The organism is Nocardioides seonyuensis (assembly GCF_004683965.1).
In the GTDB taxonomy this organism is placed as follows: Bacteria; Actinomycetota; Actinomycetes; order Propionibacteriales; family Nocardioidaceae; genus Nocardioides; species Nocardioides seonyuensis.
Genome location: NZ_CP038436.1, coordinates 1,572,348 through 1,588,080, shown reverse-complemented (window position 1 = coordinate 1,588,080; position 15,733 = coordinate 1,572,348). Strand labels below are relative to the sequence as shown.

Sequence of the window (15,733 nt, the reverse complement as noted above, 5' to 3'; positions counted from 1 at the left end):
CGGTCAACGGTCGCGCAGCCGGCGGGCGGTGTCGCGCAGCCGACCGCCGAGGCCGTCCTCGGACCGGCTTGCCGCGGCCTCCTGGGTCATCACCGTCAGGGCGTCGAGGGCGGCGCCGAGCTCGAGCTTGGCGCGCACCCGGTCGGGGTTGTGCCACTTCTCCTCGGGGCCGGGCCGGCGCGGGCGCAGGTCCTCGGGGTCGCCGATGACGTCGACACCGCTGCCCTTGATCCACTCGATCCAGTGCTCGGCGCGCTCCTCGGCGAAGTCGTAGCGGTCAGGGGGCAGGCGCACCGGCAGGGTGTTGCGGGCGACCAGCACCTCCTGGGCGAGCAGCTCGCGGATCAGCGAGTCGTAGACCGGCTCGCGCCAGACGCCGAGCTCCAGGCGTCGGTTGAGCCGGCGCAGCAGGGACGTCTCGGCGATGCCGAGGGAGCGGTTGTCGCGCTCGGAGTCGAGCGGCGCCCAGGCGGGGTCGATGCCGAAGGCGCGGCAGAACCGAAGCCACAGCTCGTTGCCGGTGGGGCCGCGGTCGTGGGGCACGGTGACGACGTGGATGCGCTCGGGAGGCAGCTTGGCCCCCCACTGGGAGAGGACGTTGGGGAGGTCCATCGCCCGGCTGAACCACGGGCTCGATCGCTCGACCTTGTTGAGGAAGCGGGCGAACGACCACTTGCGGCCCTGCTTGATGGACTCCTGCCAGGCGGCGGGGAGCTGACGACCGAGGTCGCGCGCGGAGTAGACGATGTGGATCTCGTTGCCGGCGAGGTCGTTCATCGCCTTGGCGATCTTGTCGGGCTTGGCGGGGGCGAGGATCTCGTGGCTGATCACGACCGAGCCGCGGGCCCGGTTGACGCGCTTGACCATGGCGTCCCAGGCCCCGCGGGCGTGCCCGGGCGGACCGCCCCAGTCCTGGTCGAGGAGGTCGAGCGCCGCGCGGAAGTGGAACAGGTCGGCATCGACGAACCGGTTGGGTGCGGGGATCACGAGGCCGTGCTGGGCGAGCGTGGGGGCGTTGAGCCTCAGCCTGTCCTGCAGGTAGGTCGTCCCGGTCTTGGGAGCGCCGATGTGGAGGTGGACGACGCGGCTCATGCGGGTGAGTCTAGGGGCGCGCCTCCGAGGGCACGTACGACGGCGCTGGGGCTCGGGCGGCCGAGCTCACCGGCCATCCACACGCTCGTCTCCACCACGGCGCCGAGGTCGACGCCGTGGTCGATCCCGAGCCCGTCGAGCATCCACACGAGGTCCTCGGTGGCGAGGTTGCCGGTCGCGCTCTTGGCATAGGGACAACCGCCCAGGCCGCCGGCGCTCGCGTCGTAGGTCGTGACTCCCGACCGGAGGGCGGAGTAGGTGTTGGCCAGCGCCTGCCCGTAGGTGTCGTGGAAGTGCATGGCCAGCCGGTCGCAGCCGATCCCGGCGTCGCCGAACGCCTCGAGCAGGGCCGTCACGTGGCCGGGGGTGGCCACACCGATCGTGTCGCCGAGGCTGAGCTGGCTGGCGCCGAGGTCGAGGAGCCGCTTGCCGACCGTGACGACCTGCTCGACCGGGACCGCTCCCTCCCAGGGGTCGCCGAAGCACATGGAGACGTAGGCGCGGACGTCCATCCCGGCCTCGAGTGCCCGGGCGACGGTCGGCTCGAACATCTCGAGCTGGCCGTCGAGGCTGCGGTTGAGGTTCTTCTGGGCGAAGGTCTCGGTGGCGCTGCCGAAGATCGCGATGCGCTCCATGCCCAGCTCGAGGGCGCGGTCGAGGCCGCGCTCGTTGGGCACGAGCACCGGGCAGGCACGACCACCGGAGCCGAGCATCGGGATGAGCTCGGCGGCATCGGCGAGCTGCGGCACCCACTTCGGGTGCACGAAGCTCGTCGCCTCCACGACCGGCAGCCCGGCCGAGAGCAGGCGAGCGACGAACTCGGCCTTGACCTCGACCGGGACGATCGTCTTCTCGTTCTGCAGGCCGTCGCGCGGGCCGACCTCGTAGATCGTGACGCTGGTCGGCAGCCCCTGGGCCGGGACGGTCATGGGCAGTGGGCGCGATCCGTCATGCGATGTCGAGCTCATAGCTCACCTTCTGCATGACGGAAGTCGGCCGGCTCCACCACGAACAGGGCCGCGCCGAGCTTGACCTGGTCACCCGCGGCGGCGCCGACCTCGGTGACGGTGCCGGCGAAGGGAGCCTTGAGCGCGAGCTCCATCTTCATCGCCTCCATGGCCCCCAGCGTCTCACCCTCGGCCACGTCCTGCCCGACCTCGACGGCCACGGACAGCACGGTGCCGGGCATCGGCGCGGTGATCCTCCCGTCGCCCACCCCCGCCGCGGTGTCGGCAAAGGGGTCGTGACGGTCGAAGACGAAGCGGTGGCCGGCGTCGATGACCTCGACCGCGGCCGACGTCACCGCGACGTACTGGTGGGGCCCGGGGCCGGTGCGGGAGACCTCCACGAGCTCGTCGCCGACCACGACCATGACCGGCGCCGGGTCACTGCCCAGCCGCCACCCGTCTGCCTGCCACGGACCCGCTTGCACGGACGGGAGCAGCGCGGCCGCCGCTGCCATCCGGGCCTGCGCGTCGTCGGGCGGGGGTACGTCGTGGTGGTCGAGCCAGGCGGTGTCGATCCTTGCGTCGCGGAACTCCTCGGAGCTTGCCAGCACCCGCAGGAAGCCGGTGTTGGTCGTCAGGCCCGCGATCTCCGTGCGGTGGAGGGCGCGAACCAGCGTGCGTCGGGCGATCTCCCGGTCCTCGCCCCACGCGATCACCTTCCCGAGCATCGGGTCGTAGGACGTCGACACGTCCTGGCCGGTCTCCAGGGCGTGGTCGACACGGACACCCGAGCCCTGCGGCCAGGCCACGTGCGTGGCCCGGCCGGCCTGCGGCAGGAAGCCGTTGAAGGAGTCCTCGGCGTAGACGCGCGCCTCGATGGCGTGGCCCTCGAGAGTGATGTCGTCCTGCGTCATCGGCAGGGCCTCACCGGTCGCGACCAGCAGCTGGAGCTCGACGAGGTCGACGCGCTCGCCGCGGGCCCGGGCGACCTCCTCGGTGACCGGGTGCTCGACCTGGAGGCGGGTGTTCATCTCCAGGAAGTAGAACTCGCCGGTGGCGTTGTCGAGGAGGAACTCGACGGTGCCCGCGTTGGTGTAGCCGGCCTGCTGGGCGAGCGCTACGGCGGCGCGCGTGATCTCGCCGCGCTGCTCCTCGGTGATCGTCGGCGCGGGTGCCTCCTCGAGCACCTTCTGGTGGCGCCGCTGCGTGGAGCAGTCGCGCTCGAAGAAGTGCAGGACGGTGCCGTGGGAGTCACCCATGACCTGGACCTCGATGTGGCGGCCGGACTCGACGTACTTCTCGATCAGCAGGGTGTCGTCGCCGAAGGAGCTGGCGGCCTCGCGGGCCGCGGCGGCCTTGGCGTCGGCGAGGTCGGCGGCGCCGCGCACGACGCGCATCCCCTTGCCCCCGCCCCCCGCCGCTGCCTTCACCAGGACCGGATAGGCGAGAGACGCCGCGTCGTCGTCGAGGGAGTACGACGGCACGACGGGGACGCCGGCTGCGACGGCGATCTCGCGGGCGGCGTCCTTGCGTCCCATCGCGTCCATCACGTCCGCGCTGGGCCCGACGAGGGTGATCCCGGCGTCGGCCAGCGCGCGGGCGAAGGGTGAGCGCTCGGACAGGAACCCGTAGCCGGGGTGCACGTGGCCGGCCCCGGACTCGCGGGCGGCGGCGACGACCTCGTCGACGTCGAGGTAGGAGCCGACGCGCACCGCGCGGTCGGCCTCCTGCACGTGCAGCGCCGCGACGTCGAGGTCGGTGTGGATCGCGACCGTCTGCCAGCCGAGGCGGCGAGCGGTGTGGATGACGCGGCGCGCGATCTCGCCACGGTTGGCGATGAGGACGGTGTTCAAGCGGAGCTCCTTGTCCGGTGGTCGAGGAAGGACGAAGTCCTGTCACGAGACCGAGGTACTACATGCGGAAGATGCCGTAGGAGGGCTCGGGCACGGGGACGGTGGACGTCACCGTCAGCGCCATGCCGAGGACCCGGCGGGTGTCGGCGGGGTCGATGACGCCGTCGTCCCACAGCCGCGCGGTGGCGTAGTAGGGGTTGCCCTGGGTCTCGTACTGCTCGCGGATCGGCGCCTTGAACTCCTCGTCGTCCTCGCGGCCCGCGACGGTCGACAGCACGCCGGCGGCCTGCTCGCCGCCCATCACCGAGATCCGCGCGTTGGGCCACATCCATAGGAACCGCGGGTCGTAGGCGCGACCGCACATGCCGTAGTTGCCGGCGCCGAACGAGCCGCCGATGACGATGGTGAACTTGGGTACGACGCTGCACGCCACCGCGGTGACCAGCTTGGCGCCGTCGCGGGCGATGCCCTTGTTCTCGTACTCGCGGCCGACCATGAAGCCGGTGATGTTCTGCAGGAAGACCAGCGGGATCTTGCGCTGGTTGCACAGCTCGACGAAGTGGGCGCCCTTGAGCGCGGACTCGCTGAACAGGATCCCGTTGTTGGCCACGATGCCGACCTCGTGGCCGTGGATCCGCGCGAAGCCGCACACCAGGGTGTCGCCGTACAGCTTCTTGAACTCGTGGAACCGGCTGCCGTCGACGACGCGGCGGATGACCTCGCGCACGTCGTACGGCGTGCGGGTGTCGGCGGGCACGACGTCGTAGAGCGACTCCGGCGGCTCGTGGGGCTCCTCGACGTCGCCCCCGATGGTCGAGGAAGGACGAAGTCCTGTCACGAGACCCCGGGCGGGGAGCGTGTCGATGACGCTGCGCAGGATGGCGAGCGCGTGGGCGTCGTCCTCGGCGAGGTGGTCGACGACCCCGGAGGTGCGGGCGTGGACGTCGCCGCCGCCCAGCTCCTCGGCCGTGACGACCTCGCCGGTCGCGGCCTTCACCAGTGGCGGGCCTCCGAGGAAGATCGTGCCCTGGTTGCGGACGATGACCGTCTCGTCCGACATCGCCGGCACGTAGGCGCCGCCGGCCGTGCAGGAGCCCATCACGGCAGCGAGCTGCGGCACACCCTTGGCAGAGAGGTTGGCCTGGTTGAAGAAGATGCGCCCGAAGTGCTCGCGATCGGGGAAGACCTCGTCCTGCATCGGCAGGAACGCCCCGCCTGAGTCGACCAGGGCGATGCAGGGAAGGTGGTTCTCCGCCGCGATCGTCTGCGCCCGGAGGTGCTTCTTGACCGTCATCGGGTAGTAGGTGCCGCCCTTGACGGTGGCGTCGTTGGCGATGACCATCACGGGTCTGCCGTGGACGAGCCCGATGCCGGTGACGATGCTCGCGCTGGGGACGGCGTAGTCGTCAGCGGCGTCCTTGCCGTACATCCCGAACGCCGCGAGCGGGCTCAGCTCGAGGAAGGGGCTGCCGGGGTCGAGGAGGCGGTCGACGCGGTCGCGGACCAGGAGCTTGCCCCGGTCGGTGTGCTTGCGCCGCGCGCTCTCGGAGCCACCGAGGCGTGCTCGCTCAAGGCGGGCGCGCAGGTCGTCGACGAGCTCGCGCATCGTGGGGGGAAGGGTGTCGGCCACACCGTCAGGTTAGCGATCGTTAACCTCACCGTCCAGATCGATCAGCCGTCCAGGTGGGTCAAGCGTCCAGGTCAGCCGGGAAGCGTCCGTGCAGCGTCGTGCCCCTGCCCGGCGCGGACATGACGTGCAGCACCCCCTGGACCGCCTCCATCCTCGCCTCCATGCCCAGCAGGCCGTTGGGGGTCGACACCGCGGCCGGGTCGAAGCCACGGCCGTCGTCGGCGACGAAGAACTCCAGGCCCGGGTCGGCACGCAGCGTGATGACCACCTCGGTGGCGCTGGAGTGCTTGATGGCGTTGGTCAGCGCCTCGAGGATGCAGAAGTAGGCGGCGTTCTCCACTGCCATCGGGGGCCGTTCGAAGTCGTCGGCGTGCAGGGTGACCGGCAGCGCGGCGCGCCGGGCCGCAGACTGCAGCGCGGCCACCAGGCCGCGCTCGGCGAGCAGGGGCGGGTAGATGCCGCGCGCGAGCTCTCGCAGCTCGCGCGTGGTCTCGTGGTTGTCGTCGGCGAGCTGGCTGATCAGCACGGCGGCGTCCTCGGTCTGTCCGGCGGCAACCGCCTTGCGGGCGCGCTCGATCGTGACGCTCATCGCCAGCAGGCGCTGCTGGGCGCCGTCGTGCAGGTCGCGCTCCATGCTCCGCCTCGCCGCGTCCGCCACCTCCCCGACTCGGCGGCGGGACTCGCGCAGCTGTTCGGACTGGCTGTTCAACCGGTGGAAGGTGTCGCGGACCAGGAACACCACGATCAGCGACGCGCTGGGCATGAAGGTGCCGATGACGACCGCGCCCACCAGCCAGGTGTCGGTGGGCATCGCGTCGCGGCGCCACTCGGCCAGTGCGGCCACGGCGGCCCCGCCGAGCACGGCATGGACCATGAGTCCGTTGATCCAGCGCCGCGACAGGTGGTTCACAGCCACCAGGAGCGGCAGCAGCATGATCATCACGCACAGGGGGCTCAGGTAGGGGCTGGCCCACGTGGCCGCCACGGAGAACAGCGTCGCTGCCACCGTCAGCCCCAGCACCGTGATGCCCGGCCCCCACCGCTTGGCGACCAGCAGCGTGCTGAGCATCACCACGACCGAGGCCGCCAGGGCGAAGATGTCGTTGCGCACCGAGCCGTGCCGGTAGCCGCCGGAGTAGACGAGCACGAGGATCGCGAGCGACACCGTCATCGCGGTGAGGTTCCAGCGCAGGATCCGCTGGAGCGAGGGCTCGAGGGTGCTCCATCCCGAGAGCACCGTCATCGGGGCCCCTTCACAGGAGCCGGTTCCTGCCGCCGACTCCCGCCTCGCTGAGGAACACGAGCGTCGCTGCCACCCTGCGGTGCACCGGGGAGTCCGCCGGGAGGTCGAGCTTGCTGAAGATCGAGTTGATGTGCTTCTCGACCGAGCGCTCGCTGATCACCAGCGCTGCGGCGATCGAGCCGTTGGTCATCCCGCGCGCGACCATCGCGAGGACCTCGAGCTCGCGCTTGGTCAACCGGTCGAGGACGGAGTCGTGCCGCCGGGTGCTGGTGGCGACCAGCGCGTCGACGACGAGCTGGTCGATGACCGATCCACCCGCGGCGACCGTGCGGATGGCGGCGACGAGCTCGTCAACGGCGGCGACCCGTTCCTTGAGGAGGTAGCCGCGACCGTCGCTGCCGTCGCGCACGAGGTCCAGGGCGTACTCGACGTCGCTGTACTGCGTCAGGGCGATGACGCCGGTGCCCGGATGGGTCTGGCGGAGCTGGTTCGCGGCACGGATGCCCTCGTCGGTGAAGTCGGGAGGCATCCGGATGTCCGTGAGCACGACGTCCGGCTCGTGCTCGGCGACGGCCGAGAGCAGCTCCGGCAGGCTGGTGGCGGTGGCGACGATCTCGAGGTCCTCGTAGGACTCCAGGAGCGCCAGGATGCCCGCACGCAGCAGGTCGCCGTCCTCGGCGAGCACCAGTCGGATCCCCATGGCCGGAGCCTAGTGCGCCCGTCGTCTCCCGAGCGTTGGTGCTGGCACCACCGTGGAACAGGTGGCTGCACCGCTGCAGACCCCGCCGCACGGCCGCACACTGTCTGCGGGGCATTTGTGGGGTGAAGCATGATTCCGTTTCCGCGTCTCGATCACGGGACACAGGGCCAGCACTTGAGGTTAGTGACCACTAACCTCAGTGGGGTGACCCGTCGTCAGCAGATCCTCGACATCGCCGCCGAGCTCTTCGCCGAGCGCGGCTTCCACGGCGTGTCGGTGGCCGACCTCGGCGCTGCCTGCGGCGTCAGCGGGCCCGCGCTCTACAAGCACTTCCCGTCCAAGGACGCGATGCTGGCCGACATGCTCGTCTCGATCAGCGAGGAGCTGCTCAGCGAGGGTCGCGTGCGGGTCCGGGAGTCCACGAGCCCGGTCGAGGCCCTCGAGGCGCTGATCGACTGGCACATCGAGTTCGCCCTCGGCCACCGCGCGCTCATCGTCGTCCAGGACCGCGACTGGGCATCCCTGCCGGCGCCGGCCCGCGAGCGGGTGCGGGCCCTCCAGCGCGACTACGTCGACGTGTGGGCGAGCCAGCTGCGTCGCGTCGACCTGTCGCTCCGTCCCGAGACCGCACGGGCCACCGCCCACATCGCGTTCGGCCTGATCAACTCCACCCCCCACAGCGGGCTGCTCCCGGACGACCAGATGCGCGAGCTGCTCCGCACGACCGCGCTGCGTGCGATGGGGGTCCCGACTGATCCGAGGGTGTCGCTACGCTCGGAGTCATGAAGCTCTCCGCCACTCTCGAGGACGCGTTCAACGACCAGATCACCCTGGAGTTCGAGGCTTCGCTGGTCTACCGGCAGCTCGCGATCGAGCTGGAGCTGCGGGACCTCCCCGGGATGGCGGCCTGGCTGCGCCACCAGGCGGACGAGGAGATCGTCCACGCCAACAAGTTCATCGACCACCTCGCCGACCGCGACAACCACCCCAGGATCGGGGCCATGAACGCTCCGCAGGTGACGGTGACCTCTGTCCTGGACGCCTTCAGCGCGGCCCTCCAGCACGAGCAGCGGGTCTCCGAGTCGATCCGCAACCTCTACCGTGCCGCCGAGGCCGAGGGCGACCTCGACGCCCGACCGCTCCTCAACTGGTTCCTGGAGGAGCAGGTCGAGGAGGAGGCCACCGTCCGCGAGATCGTCGGACGCGTGGAGATGATCAACGACGACGGTCCCGGCCTGCTGCGCCTCGACGAGGAGCTCGGCGCCCGCCCGCTCGCCACCACCGAGGCCTGAGCCTCGTGCGGGACGTCTGACGATCCGGCGGCCCGGGCAGCCGAGACAGCACACGTCCTGAACGACGTACGACGATCCGGTCGTCGCGCGGCCTAGAGGGTGAGGTCGTCGGCGCGGCCCTGCTCGAACAGCTCCACCGCCCGGGCCGCGCGGTCCGCGGCGTCGACGGCGACCGCGAGGTCGTCGTCGGTGCGACCCAGTGCCTCGTCGGATCCCGTGGCCGCGCCGTCGCCCGGTCGGAGCGTCATGTCGTGGAGCCGTTGCAGCACCACCTCGCGGGAGAGCCCGCGCAGGTGCGTCAGCACGAACGGCTCGGCCTGGATCAGCCAGGCCACCTGGGTGAGCACCGCCAGCGCGTGGGGGCAGGGGTCGAGCCAGGCGTCGCAGGTGCAGGCGGCACCGAGCTCGCCGCCGTACGGCAGCAGCTCGACGCCGGCCTCCTCGATCGCCTCGACGAACGGGTGCGGCAGCTGACCGGCGAGCAGCGCGCCGATCCGGCCGGACTCGGCAGCAACGACCTCGACGAAGGTCGCGGCCCCGACGTCGTCGAGCACCGGGACCGTGACGGTCACCGTGAAGGTGTCGTCGCGCTCGTGCACCGCGGCCACGGCGCTGCCCTCGGTGACGGAGATGCTGCCGACGGCACCGGCGCGGGCGAGCGCGCGGCCGCGCTTGAGGTCGGTCTGCGAGAAGGCGGCCTCCTCGACGGCACGCAGCACCGCCTTGCTCCACCACGTGCCGCCGGTCGCCGACCGGCGGGGTGCGAGGCGGGGATGGCTCACCGAGCCCATCAGCGGCCGCCGGCCGGATCGGGTCGCAGCTCCACCAGGTCGCGCAGGTCGTCGTTGCTGAGCTCGGTGAGCGCCGTCTCCCCGCGAGCCAGCACGGAGTCGGCGATCGACCGCTTGCGGGTCAGCAGCGCCGCGATCCGCTCCTCGATGGTGCCCTGCGTGACGAACCGGTGCACCTGCACCGGCCGGGTCTGCCCGATGCGGTAGGCGCGATCGGTCGCCTGGTCCTCGACGGCGGGGTTCCACCAGCGGTCGAAATGGATGACGTGGTCAGCCTGGGTGAGGTTGAGCCCGGTGCCACCGGCCTTGAGGGACAGCAGGAAGACCGGCACGTGCGCCGGGTCGCCCGGCCCCGCCTGGAACCGCGCGACCATCGCCTCGCGCTCGCGCACCGGGGTGCCGCCGTGGAGCAGCTGGTGCGGGATGCCGGCGGCGGCGAGGTGGTGCTCGAGCAGGCGAGCCATGGCGACGTACTGAGTGAAGACGAGGACGGCGCCGTCCTCGGCGAGCACGGTGCCGAGGAGCTCGTCGAGCAGGTCGAGCTTCTCGGAGCGGCCGCGCAGCCGTGGGTTGGCCTGACGCAGGTAGTGGGCCGGGTGGTTGCAGATCTGCTTGAGCCCCGTCAACAGCTTGAGGACCAGACCGCGACGCGTCTCCTCGTCGGCCTCCTCGATGCGCCGCATGGAGTCGCGGACCAACGTCTCGTAGAGGACGACCTGCTCACGGGTGAGCCCGATCAGGTGATCGGTCTCGGTCTTGGCCGGGAGCTCAGGCGCGATGCCGGGGTCGGACTTGCGGCGACGCAGCAGGAAGGGGTCGATCAGGGCAGCGAACTGCCGAGCCTTCGCCGGGTCGACGCCCGCCTCGATCGGCGCCGCCCACGCCTTGCGGAAGGCAGCGCGGCTGCCGAGCAGTCCGGGGATCGCCCAGTCGAGGATCGACCAGAGCTCGGAGAGGTCGTTCTCGACGGGTGTCCCGGTCAACGCCACCCGGGCCCGACTCGGGATGGTGCGCAGCGCGCGCGCAGCCGCGGACCGGGAGTTCTTCACGTGCTGTGCCTCGTCGGCGACGACGAGGTCCCACGGCACCTCGGCCAGCAGTGCCGCGTCGTTGCGCATGGTGCCGTAGGTGGTCAGCACGAACCCGAGCTCGGCGCCGTCGAGGTCGCGGGCCGAACCGTGGTGACGGCGCACGGGCACGCCGGGAGCGAACCTGCGGATCTCGGCCTCCCAGTTGCCGAGCAGCGAGGCAGGGCACACCACCAGCGTCGGTCCGCCTCCTGTCTCGAGACCCCGCCGGTGCAGGTGGAGCGCGATCACGGTGATGGTCTTGCCGAGTCCCATGTCGTCGGCGAGGCACGCGCCCAGCCCGAGCGAGGTGAGCTCGGCGAGCCAGGTGAGGCCGTGACGCTGGTAGTCGCGCAATGTCGCCTGCAGCCCCGGCGGCACGTCGACGGGCTCGTTCGTCGCGGACGTGAGGAGGCGGTCGCGCACCCTGAGCAGGCTCGCGCCCACCACCGCCTGGTAGCTGCCGTCCTCGACCTCGACGACCTCGGTGAGCGCCGCCGCCAGCGCCTGCGCCGGGGTGACCGTGCGGAGCAGGCGCTTGCGCGCACGCTTGAGGACACCGGAGTCGACCGCGACCCAGTTGTCGCGGAGCTTGATGATCGGCGCCGTGCTGTGGGCGAGGGCATCCATCTCGTCCTCGGTGAGGGGATCGCCGTGCAGGGAGAGCTGCCACCGGAAGCCGAAGAGCGCCTGCGGCCCGAAGAGACCCTCCTGCAGGGGCTCCTCGCGACCGCTCTGTGCCCGGGTGCTCGGCGCAGCACCCAGCTCCACGCGCTGGGTGACGTCGCGGTCGAGGTAGCGCGGCCACAGCACCGGGCAGCCGGCAGCCTCCAGCGCCACCGCGCCCGAGTCGAGGAGCGAGAGGAGCTCGTCGGAGTCGAGCGTGATCTGGTCGGGGACACGCAGGTCGAGGAGGCGGTCGAGCACCGGCCACGCGTCGGCGGCGGCGCGCAGGGCGATCGCCGCGTGGGTGCGGGCGCGCTCACCGAACCCGTGGGTGGCCTCGGGTCCCGCCTCGGCCCAGAGGACGGCTGCGTCAGCGAGGTGGGAGGGATTGTCGAGCGCGTGCACCTGCAGGACCAGGCGGACGGCTCCGGCGACCAGCTCCTCCTCGTCGGCCTCGACCCGCAGCGAGAGCGACACCAGGTGTGGCCGGTCGTCGCTGTGGCGGGCACGCATCCGCGCCAGGCGCTGCTGGAGCTGGTGGCTGAACTCGTCGGGCTCGGCGGGAGCGGCGGTGACCAGTCGCAGCCGCGGCGCTGCGCGGGGTGTCGTACGTCGAGCGGCGAGGGGGGCGGTGCGGGGAACGGTGTCGACGATCGCGTCGAGCAGCGCCCGCACCACGCCCTCGGCGGTGGCGACGTCGAAGCCGTCGTGGGACCGGGCGGTGGCCAGGTCGAGGATGCGCTGCTCGTCGGCGGGCTCGAGGCCGGCGACGCGCCAGTGGTCGCCGCCGGGGTCAGGGGCGAACCGGCCGGCCGCGACGAGCTGGAGGCCGAGCAGTGCGGTGCCGGCCATCAGGGCCACCGACGGGTGGGCGTCGAGGTCTCCCCGCGCCCCGGCCAGCACCGGCAGGGCGCCACGCACCGGCAGCACGATCCGGCGCCGGTCGTCACTGAACTCGATGGCCCCCTCGCGAGGAGGCTCGGCCGCGATGAATCTCGCGGGTCCGGTCACCGGGACGAAACCCATGCAGCACACCCTCCCTCGACCGACCTCGAACCTAACGCGGAGCACCCACAGCGAGTTCCCGGCATCGCCAGCCCGCCGCGAGACGGACCGGCCGGTGGCCTGTCGCGCCAATAGCCTCCATCGGTGACCACCACCGACGCGACCCCCGCCGAGCACACCCCGGAGCGCCCGCCGGAGCACAGCGACCGGCTCGACAAGCCGGTGCTGCTCGTGGCCGGCGTCGTCGTCCTGGGAGCCATCATGTCGATCCTCGACATCACGGTCGTGTCGGTGGCGCTGGAGACCTTCCAGAACGAGTTCGAGGCGACGTCCGCCCAGGTCGCCTGGACCATGACCGGCTACACCCTCGCCCTGGCGTCGGTGATCCCGCTGACGGGATGGGCGGCCGACCGCTTCGGGACCAAGCGCCTCTACCTCCTGGCGGTGTTCCTCTTCACGGTCGGCTCCGTGCTGTGCGCCCTCGCCGACTCGCTGCAGGTGCTCGTCATGTTCCGGGTGCTGCAGGGCCTCGGGGGCGGCATGCTGCTGCCGCTCGGGATGACGATCCTGACCCGGGCTGCCGGACCGAACCGCATCGGGCGGGTGATGGCGGTGCTGGGCATCCCGATGCTGCTCGGCCCGATCTTCGGGCCCATCCTGGGCGGCTGGCTCATCGAGACCGCGTCGTGGCCGTGGATCTTCCTGATCAACCTGCCGATCGGGGTCATCGCGCTGGGCTACGCGATGGTCGTCCTGCCCGAGGATCACGTCGAGCCGTCGGAGACCTTCGACTGGATCGGCATGCTGCTGCTCTCGCCCGGGCTCGCACTCTTCCTCTACGGCGTCTCCTCCATCCCCGAGCACGGCACTTTCCTGCACCGCGAGGTGGGCCTGCCTGCCACGCTGGGCCTGGTGCTCGTCGTCGCCTTCGTGCCGTGGGCACTGAGCGGGCGCAACATCCGGCCACTCGTCGAGCTGCGGCTGCTCCAGAACCTCAAGATGGCGGTGGCCGTGATCGCCATGGCGCTGTTCGCGATGGCGTTCTTCGGTGCATCGCTGCTCTTCCCGCTCTACTTCCAGCAGGTCCGTGGGGAGGATGCCCTCGGCGCCGGTCTGCTCCTCGCCCCCCAGGGCCTGGGGGCCATGATCACGATGCCCGTCGCCGGGCTCCTCGCCGACAGGAAGGGGCCCGGGAAGGTCGTGATGGTCGGCGTCACCCTGGTCACGATCGGGATGGCGATGTTCACCCAGCTCGAGGCCGACACGTCCTACGGCTTCATGCTCGGCGCGCTGTTCGTCATGGGCCTGGGCATGGGCTCCACGATGATGCCGATCATGAGCTCGGCGCTCCAGACGCTCGCCGACCACGACATCGCCCGCGGCACGGCACTGATGAACATCACCAACCAGCTCGCCGGAGCGATCGGCACGGCGCTCCTCTCGGTCGTGCTGACCCACCAGGTCAAGGGCAGCGAGACCGCCGGCACCTACCAGGCCGTCAAGGGGATGCTCTCCCAGGCCAGCGGAGCGAAGGCCGCCGAGCTCAGGGCCCAGCTCGATGCGCTCGCGCCCGCGGCGCTGCCGGAGCTCGCCGACGGGTTCGCGATGGTCTTCGTCGTCGCCACGGCCCTGGTGGGCTGCGTCCTCGTCCCGGCTTTCTTCCTGCCGCGCAATCCGCCCGAGGGCCCGGTCGATCCGAGCGCCGGGGTCAGGCACTGACCTCGCGCTCCGCACGTGACCCAGCCCACCGCGATAATGATTGGTCGGTTGTCAGCGGCAACCAATAACCTTCACGGGTGACACACACCGACATCCACGAGGGCGAGACCGCGCCCCAGCACACCGACAAGCTCGACAAGAGCGTCCTGATGGTCGCCGGCGTCGTCGTCCTCGGCGCGATCATGTCCATCCTCGACATCACGGTCGTCTCGGTGGCGCTCAACACCTTCCAGGAGGAGTTCGACGCGACCGCGGCCGACGTCGCCTGGACCATGACCGGCTACACGCTGGCACTCGCCAGCGTCATTCCGCTGACGGGCTGGGCGGCCGACCGCTTCGGCACCAAGCGGCTCTACCTGGTGGCCGTCACGCTGTTCACCGCCGGCTCGGTGCTGTGCGCCATGGCCACCTCGCTCGAGCTGCTCGTGATCTACCGCGTCCTGCAGGGCCTCGGCGGTGGCATGCTGATGCCGCTCGGCATGACGATCCTGACCCACGCGGCCGGCCCCGAGCGCATCGGGCGCGTCATGGCCATCATGGGCATCCCCATGCTGCTCGGCCCGATCTTCGGGCCCATCATCGGCGGTGCCCTCATCGACAACGCCTCGTGGCAGTGGATCTTCCTGATCAACCTGCCCATCGGCGTCGCCGCGCTCGTCTACGCCGCCGTCGTCCTTCCCAAGGACGAGGTCGAGCCGTCGGAGACCTTCGACTGGATCGGCATGCTGCTGCTCTCGCCGGGTCTCGCCGCGTTCCTGTACGGCGTCAGCTCCATCCCCGAGCACGGCACCTTCTTCGCCAAGGAGGTCGGGATCCCGGCTACGGTGGGCCTCCTGCTGATCGTCGCGTTCGTCCCGTGGGCGCTCAACCGCAACAACATCCACCCGCTCGTCGAGCTCCGTCTGTTCGTCAACAAGAACATGACGGTGGCCGTGATCGCGATGATGCTCTTCGCCATCGCCTTCTTCGGTGCCTCGCTGCTCTTCCCGCTCTACTTCATCCAGGTGCGCGGGGAGGACGCTCTCGGCGCGGGCCTGCTCCTGGCCCCGCAGGGCGTGGGCGCGATGCTCACCATGCCGATCGCCGGCATCCTGGCCGACCGCATCGGTCCCGGCAAGATCGTCCTGGTCGGCATCTCGGTGATCACCGCCGGCCTGGGGATGTTCACCCAGATCGGCGCCGACACGTCCTACGCCTACATGCTGTCGGCGCTCTTCGTCATGGGGCTGGGGCTCGGCGCCACGATGATGCCGATCATGACGGCCGCGCTTGCCACGCTGACCGAGCACAACGTCGCCCGCGGCTCGACCCTGCTCAACATCACCCAGCAGGTCGCGGCCTCGATCGGGACGGCGCTCTTCTCGGTGATCCTGACCAACGAGCTCAAGAAGAGCGATGCGGTCGCGCAGGCCACGGCGCTCAACGAGGCGACCGACGGCAACGAGGACCCCTCGGTCGTCGCCCAGGCCGCGCAGGCGCTCGGTATCGACCCGGCCGCACTCCCGGGGATCTTCACGCAGGCGACCCAGGACATGGCCGACTCGTTCGCGACAGTGTTCGTCGTCGCCACGATCCTGGTTGCCTGCTGCCTGATCCCGGCGGCCTTCCTCCCGCGTAAGCGGGTCGAGCCGGTGGATCCCGCCGCGCTGATGGGTCACTGACCCCGCGAGTCCAGCACGCGCGATTGGCCCCCGCTCCGTTTCCGAACGGATCGGGGGCCTCGTGCCT

At 71.0% G+C, this 15,733-nt stretch carries 12 protein-coding genes; 4 read left to right on the top strand and 8 right to left on the bottom strand.

All coding sequences use genetic code 11. The annotated features are described in order from the left end of the window. Window positions 1-3: 3 nt before the first annotated feature. The 6 genes from EXE58_RS07765 to EXE58_RS07740 form a co-directional block, all read right to left on the bottom strand. Window positions 4-1,092: a hypothetical protein gene (locus EXE58_RS07765; RefSeq protein WP_135267351.1), complete on the bottom strand. Its 1,089-nt coding sequence runs from the start codon at window positions 1,090-1,092 to the stop codon at window positions 4-6. After that, a complete protein-coding gene (locus EXE58_RS07760; RefSeq protein ID WP_135267350.1) occupies window positions 1,089-2,060 on the bottom strand; it encodes a hydroxymethylglutaryl-CoA lyase in 972 nt (323 codons plus the stop codon). The genes EXE58_RS07765 and EXE58_RS07760 overlap by 4 nt, the downstream gene beginning before the upstream one ends. Further along, window positions 2,057-3,892 carry an acetyl/propionyl/methylcrotonyl-CoA carboxylase subunit alpha gene (locus tag EXE58_RS07755; protein WP_135267349.1) on the bottom strand — a complete coding sequence of 612 codons (1,836 nt, stop codon included), beginning with the start codon at window positions 3,890-3,892 and terminating at the stop codon, window positions 2,057-2,059. The genes EXE58_RS07760 and EXE58_RS07755 overlap by 4 nt, the downstream gene beginning before the upstream one ends. A gap of 58 nt (window positions 3,893-3,950) precedes the next feature. Continuing rightward, window positions 3,951-5,498: a carboxyl transferase domain-containing protein gene (locus EXE58_RS07750; RefSeq protein WP_135269488.1), complete on the bottom strand. Its 1,548-nt coding sequence runs from the start codon at window positions 5,496-5,498 to the stop codon at window positions 3,951-3,953. Window positions 5,499-5,580: 82 nt separating this feature from the next. After that, window positions 5,581-6,765, bottom strand: coding sequence for a sensor histidine kinase (locus EXE58_RS07745; protein WP_135267348.1), 1,185 nt, complete (start codon window positions 6,763-6,765; stop codon window positions 5,581-5,583). Window positions 6,766-6,775: 10 nt separating this feature from the next. Then, on the bottom strand, window positions 6,776-7,465 hold the full coding sequence (locus tag EXE58_RS07740; protein WP_135267347.1) for a response regulator transcription factor: 690 nt from the start codon (window positions 7,463-7,465) through the stop codon (window positions 6,776-6,778). Window positions 7,466-7,669: 204 nt separating this feature from the next. On the opposite strand from EXE58_RS07740, the gene EXE58_RS07735 reads away from it, so the two are divergent. Both EXE58_RS07735 and EXE58_RS07730 read left to right on the top strand, forming a co-directional pair. After that, a complete protein-coding gene (locus EXE58_RS07735; protein ID WP_244242476.1) occupies window positions 7,670-8,251 on the top strand; it encodes an SACE_7040 family transcriptional regulator in 582 nt (193 codons plus the stop codon). Then, window positions 8,248-8,757 carry a ferritin gene (locus tag EXE58_RS07730; protein ID WP_135267345.1) on the top strand — a complete coding sequence of 170 codons (510 nt, stop codon included), beginning with the start codon at window positions 8,248-8,250 and terminating at the stop codon, window positions 8,755-8,757. The genes EXE58_RS07735 and EXE58_RS07730 overlap by 4 nt, the downstream gene beginning before the upstream one ends. A gap of 92 nt (window positions 8,758-8,849) precedes the next feature. Here the strand turns inward: EXE58_RS07730 and EXE58_RS07725 are convergent, their stop codons facing one another. Continuing rightward, window positions 8,850-9,548: an SWIM zinc finger family protein gene (locus tag EXE58_RS07725; RefSeq protein ID WP_244242475.1), complete on the bottom strand. Its 699-nt coding sequence runs from the start codon at window positions 9,546-9,548 to the stop codon at window positions 8,850-8,852. Beyond that, window positions 9,548-12,307: a DEAD/DEAH box helicase gene (locus EXE58_RS07720; protein ID WP_135267343.1), complete on the bottom strand. Its 2,760-nt coding sequence runs from the start codon at window positions 12,305-12,307 to the stop codon at window positions 9,548-9,550. Before EXE58_RS07720 ends, EXE58_RS07725 begins: the two co-directional genes overlap by 1 nt. Before the next feature lie 123 nt (window positions 12,308-12,430). Here EXE58_RS07720 and EXE58_RS07715 point away from each other — a divergent pair, with 123 nt between their 5' ends. Together EXE58_RS07715 and EXE58_RS07710 are read left to right on the top strand one after the other, a co-directional pair. Beyond that, entirely contained in the window at window positions 12,431-14,005 is a 1,575-nt protein-coding gene (locus EXE58_RS07715) for a DHA2 family efflux MFS transporter permease subunit (RefSeq protein ID WP_244242474.1), read from the top strand. A 77-nt stretch (window positions 14,006-14,082) separates the two neighbouring features. Next, a complete protein-coding gene (locus EXE58_RS07710; RefSeq protein WP_341869541.1) occupies window positions 14,083-15,666 on the top strand; it encodes a DHA2 family efflux MFS transporter permease subunit in 1,584 nt (527 codons plus the stop codon). Window positions 15,667-15,733 lie beyond the last annotated feature (67 nt).

Bases quoted from the DNA above. Each gene is read 5' to 3' on its own strand.
- EXE58_RS07765 (WP_135267351.1), bottom strand. From the start codon at position 1,092: ATGAGCCGCGTCGTCCACCTCCACATCGGCGCTCCCAAGACCGGGACG.
- EXE58_RS07760 (WP_135267350.1), bottom strand. From the start codon at position 2,060: ATGAGCTCGACATCGCATGACGGATCGCGCCCACTGCCCATGACCGTC.
- EXE58_RS07750 (WP_135269488.1), bottom strand. From the start codon at position 5,498: ATGCGCGAGCTCGTCGACGACCTGCGCGCCCGCCTTGAGCGAGCACGC.
- EXE58_RS07745 (WP_135267348.1), bottom strand. From the start codon at position 6,765: ATGACGGTGCTCTCGGGATGGAGCACCCTCGAGCCCTCGCTCCAGCGG.
- EXE58_RS07740 (WP_135267347.1), bottom strand. From the start codon at position 7,465: ATGGGGATCCGACTGGTGCTCGCCGAGGACGGCGACCTGCTGCGTGCG.
- EXE58_RS07730 (WP_135267345.1), top strand. From the start codon at position 8,248: ATGAAGCTCTCCGCCACTCTCGAGGACGCGTTCAACGACCAGATCACC.
- EXE58_RS07725 (WP_244242475.1), bottom strand. From the start codon at position 9,548: ATGGGCTCGGTGAGCCATCCCCGCCTCGCACCCCGCCGGTCGGCGACC.
- EXE58_RS07720 (WP_135267343.1), bottom strand. From the start codon at position 12,307: ATGGGTTTCGTCCCGGTGACCGGACCCGCGAGATTCATCGCGGCCGAG.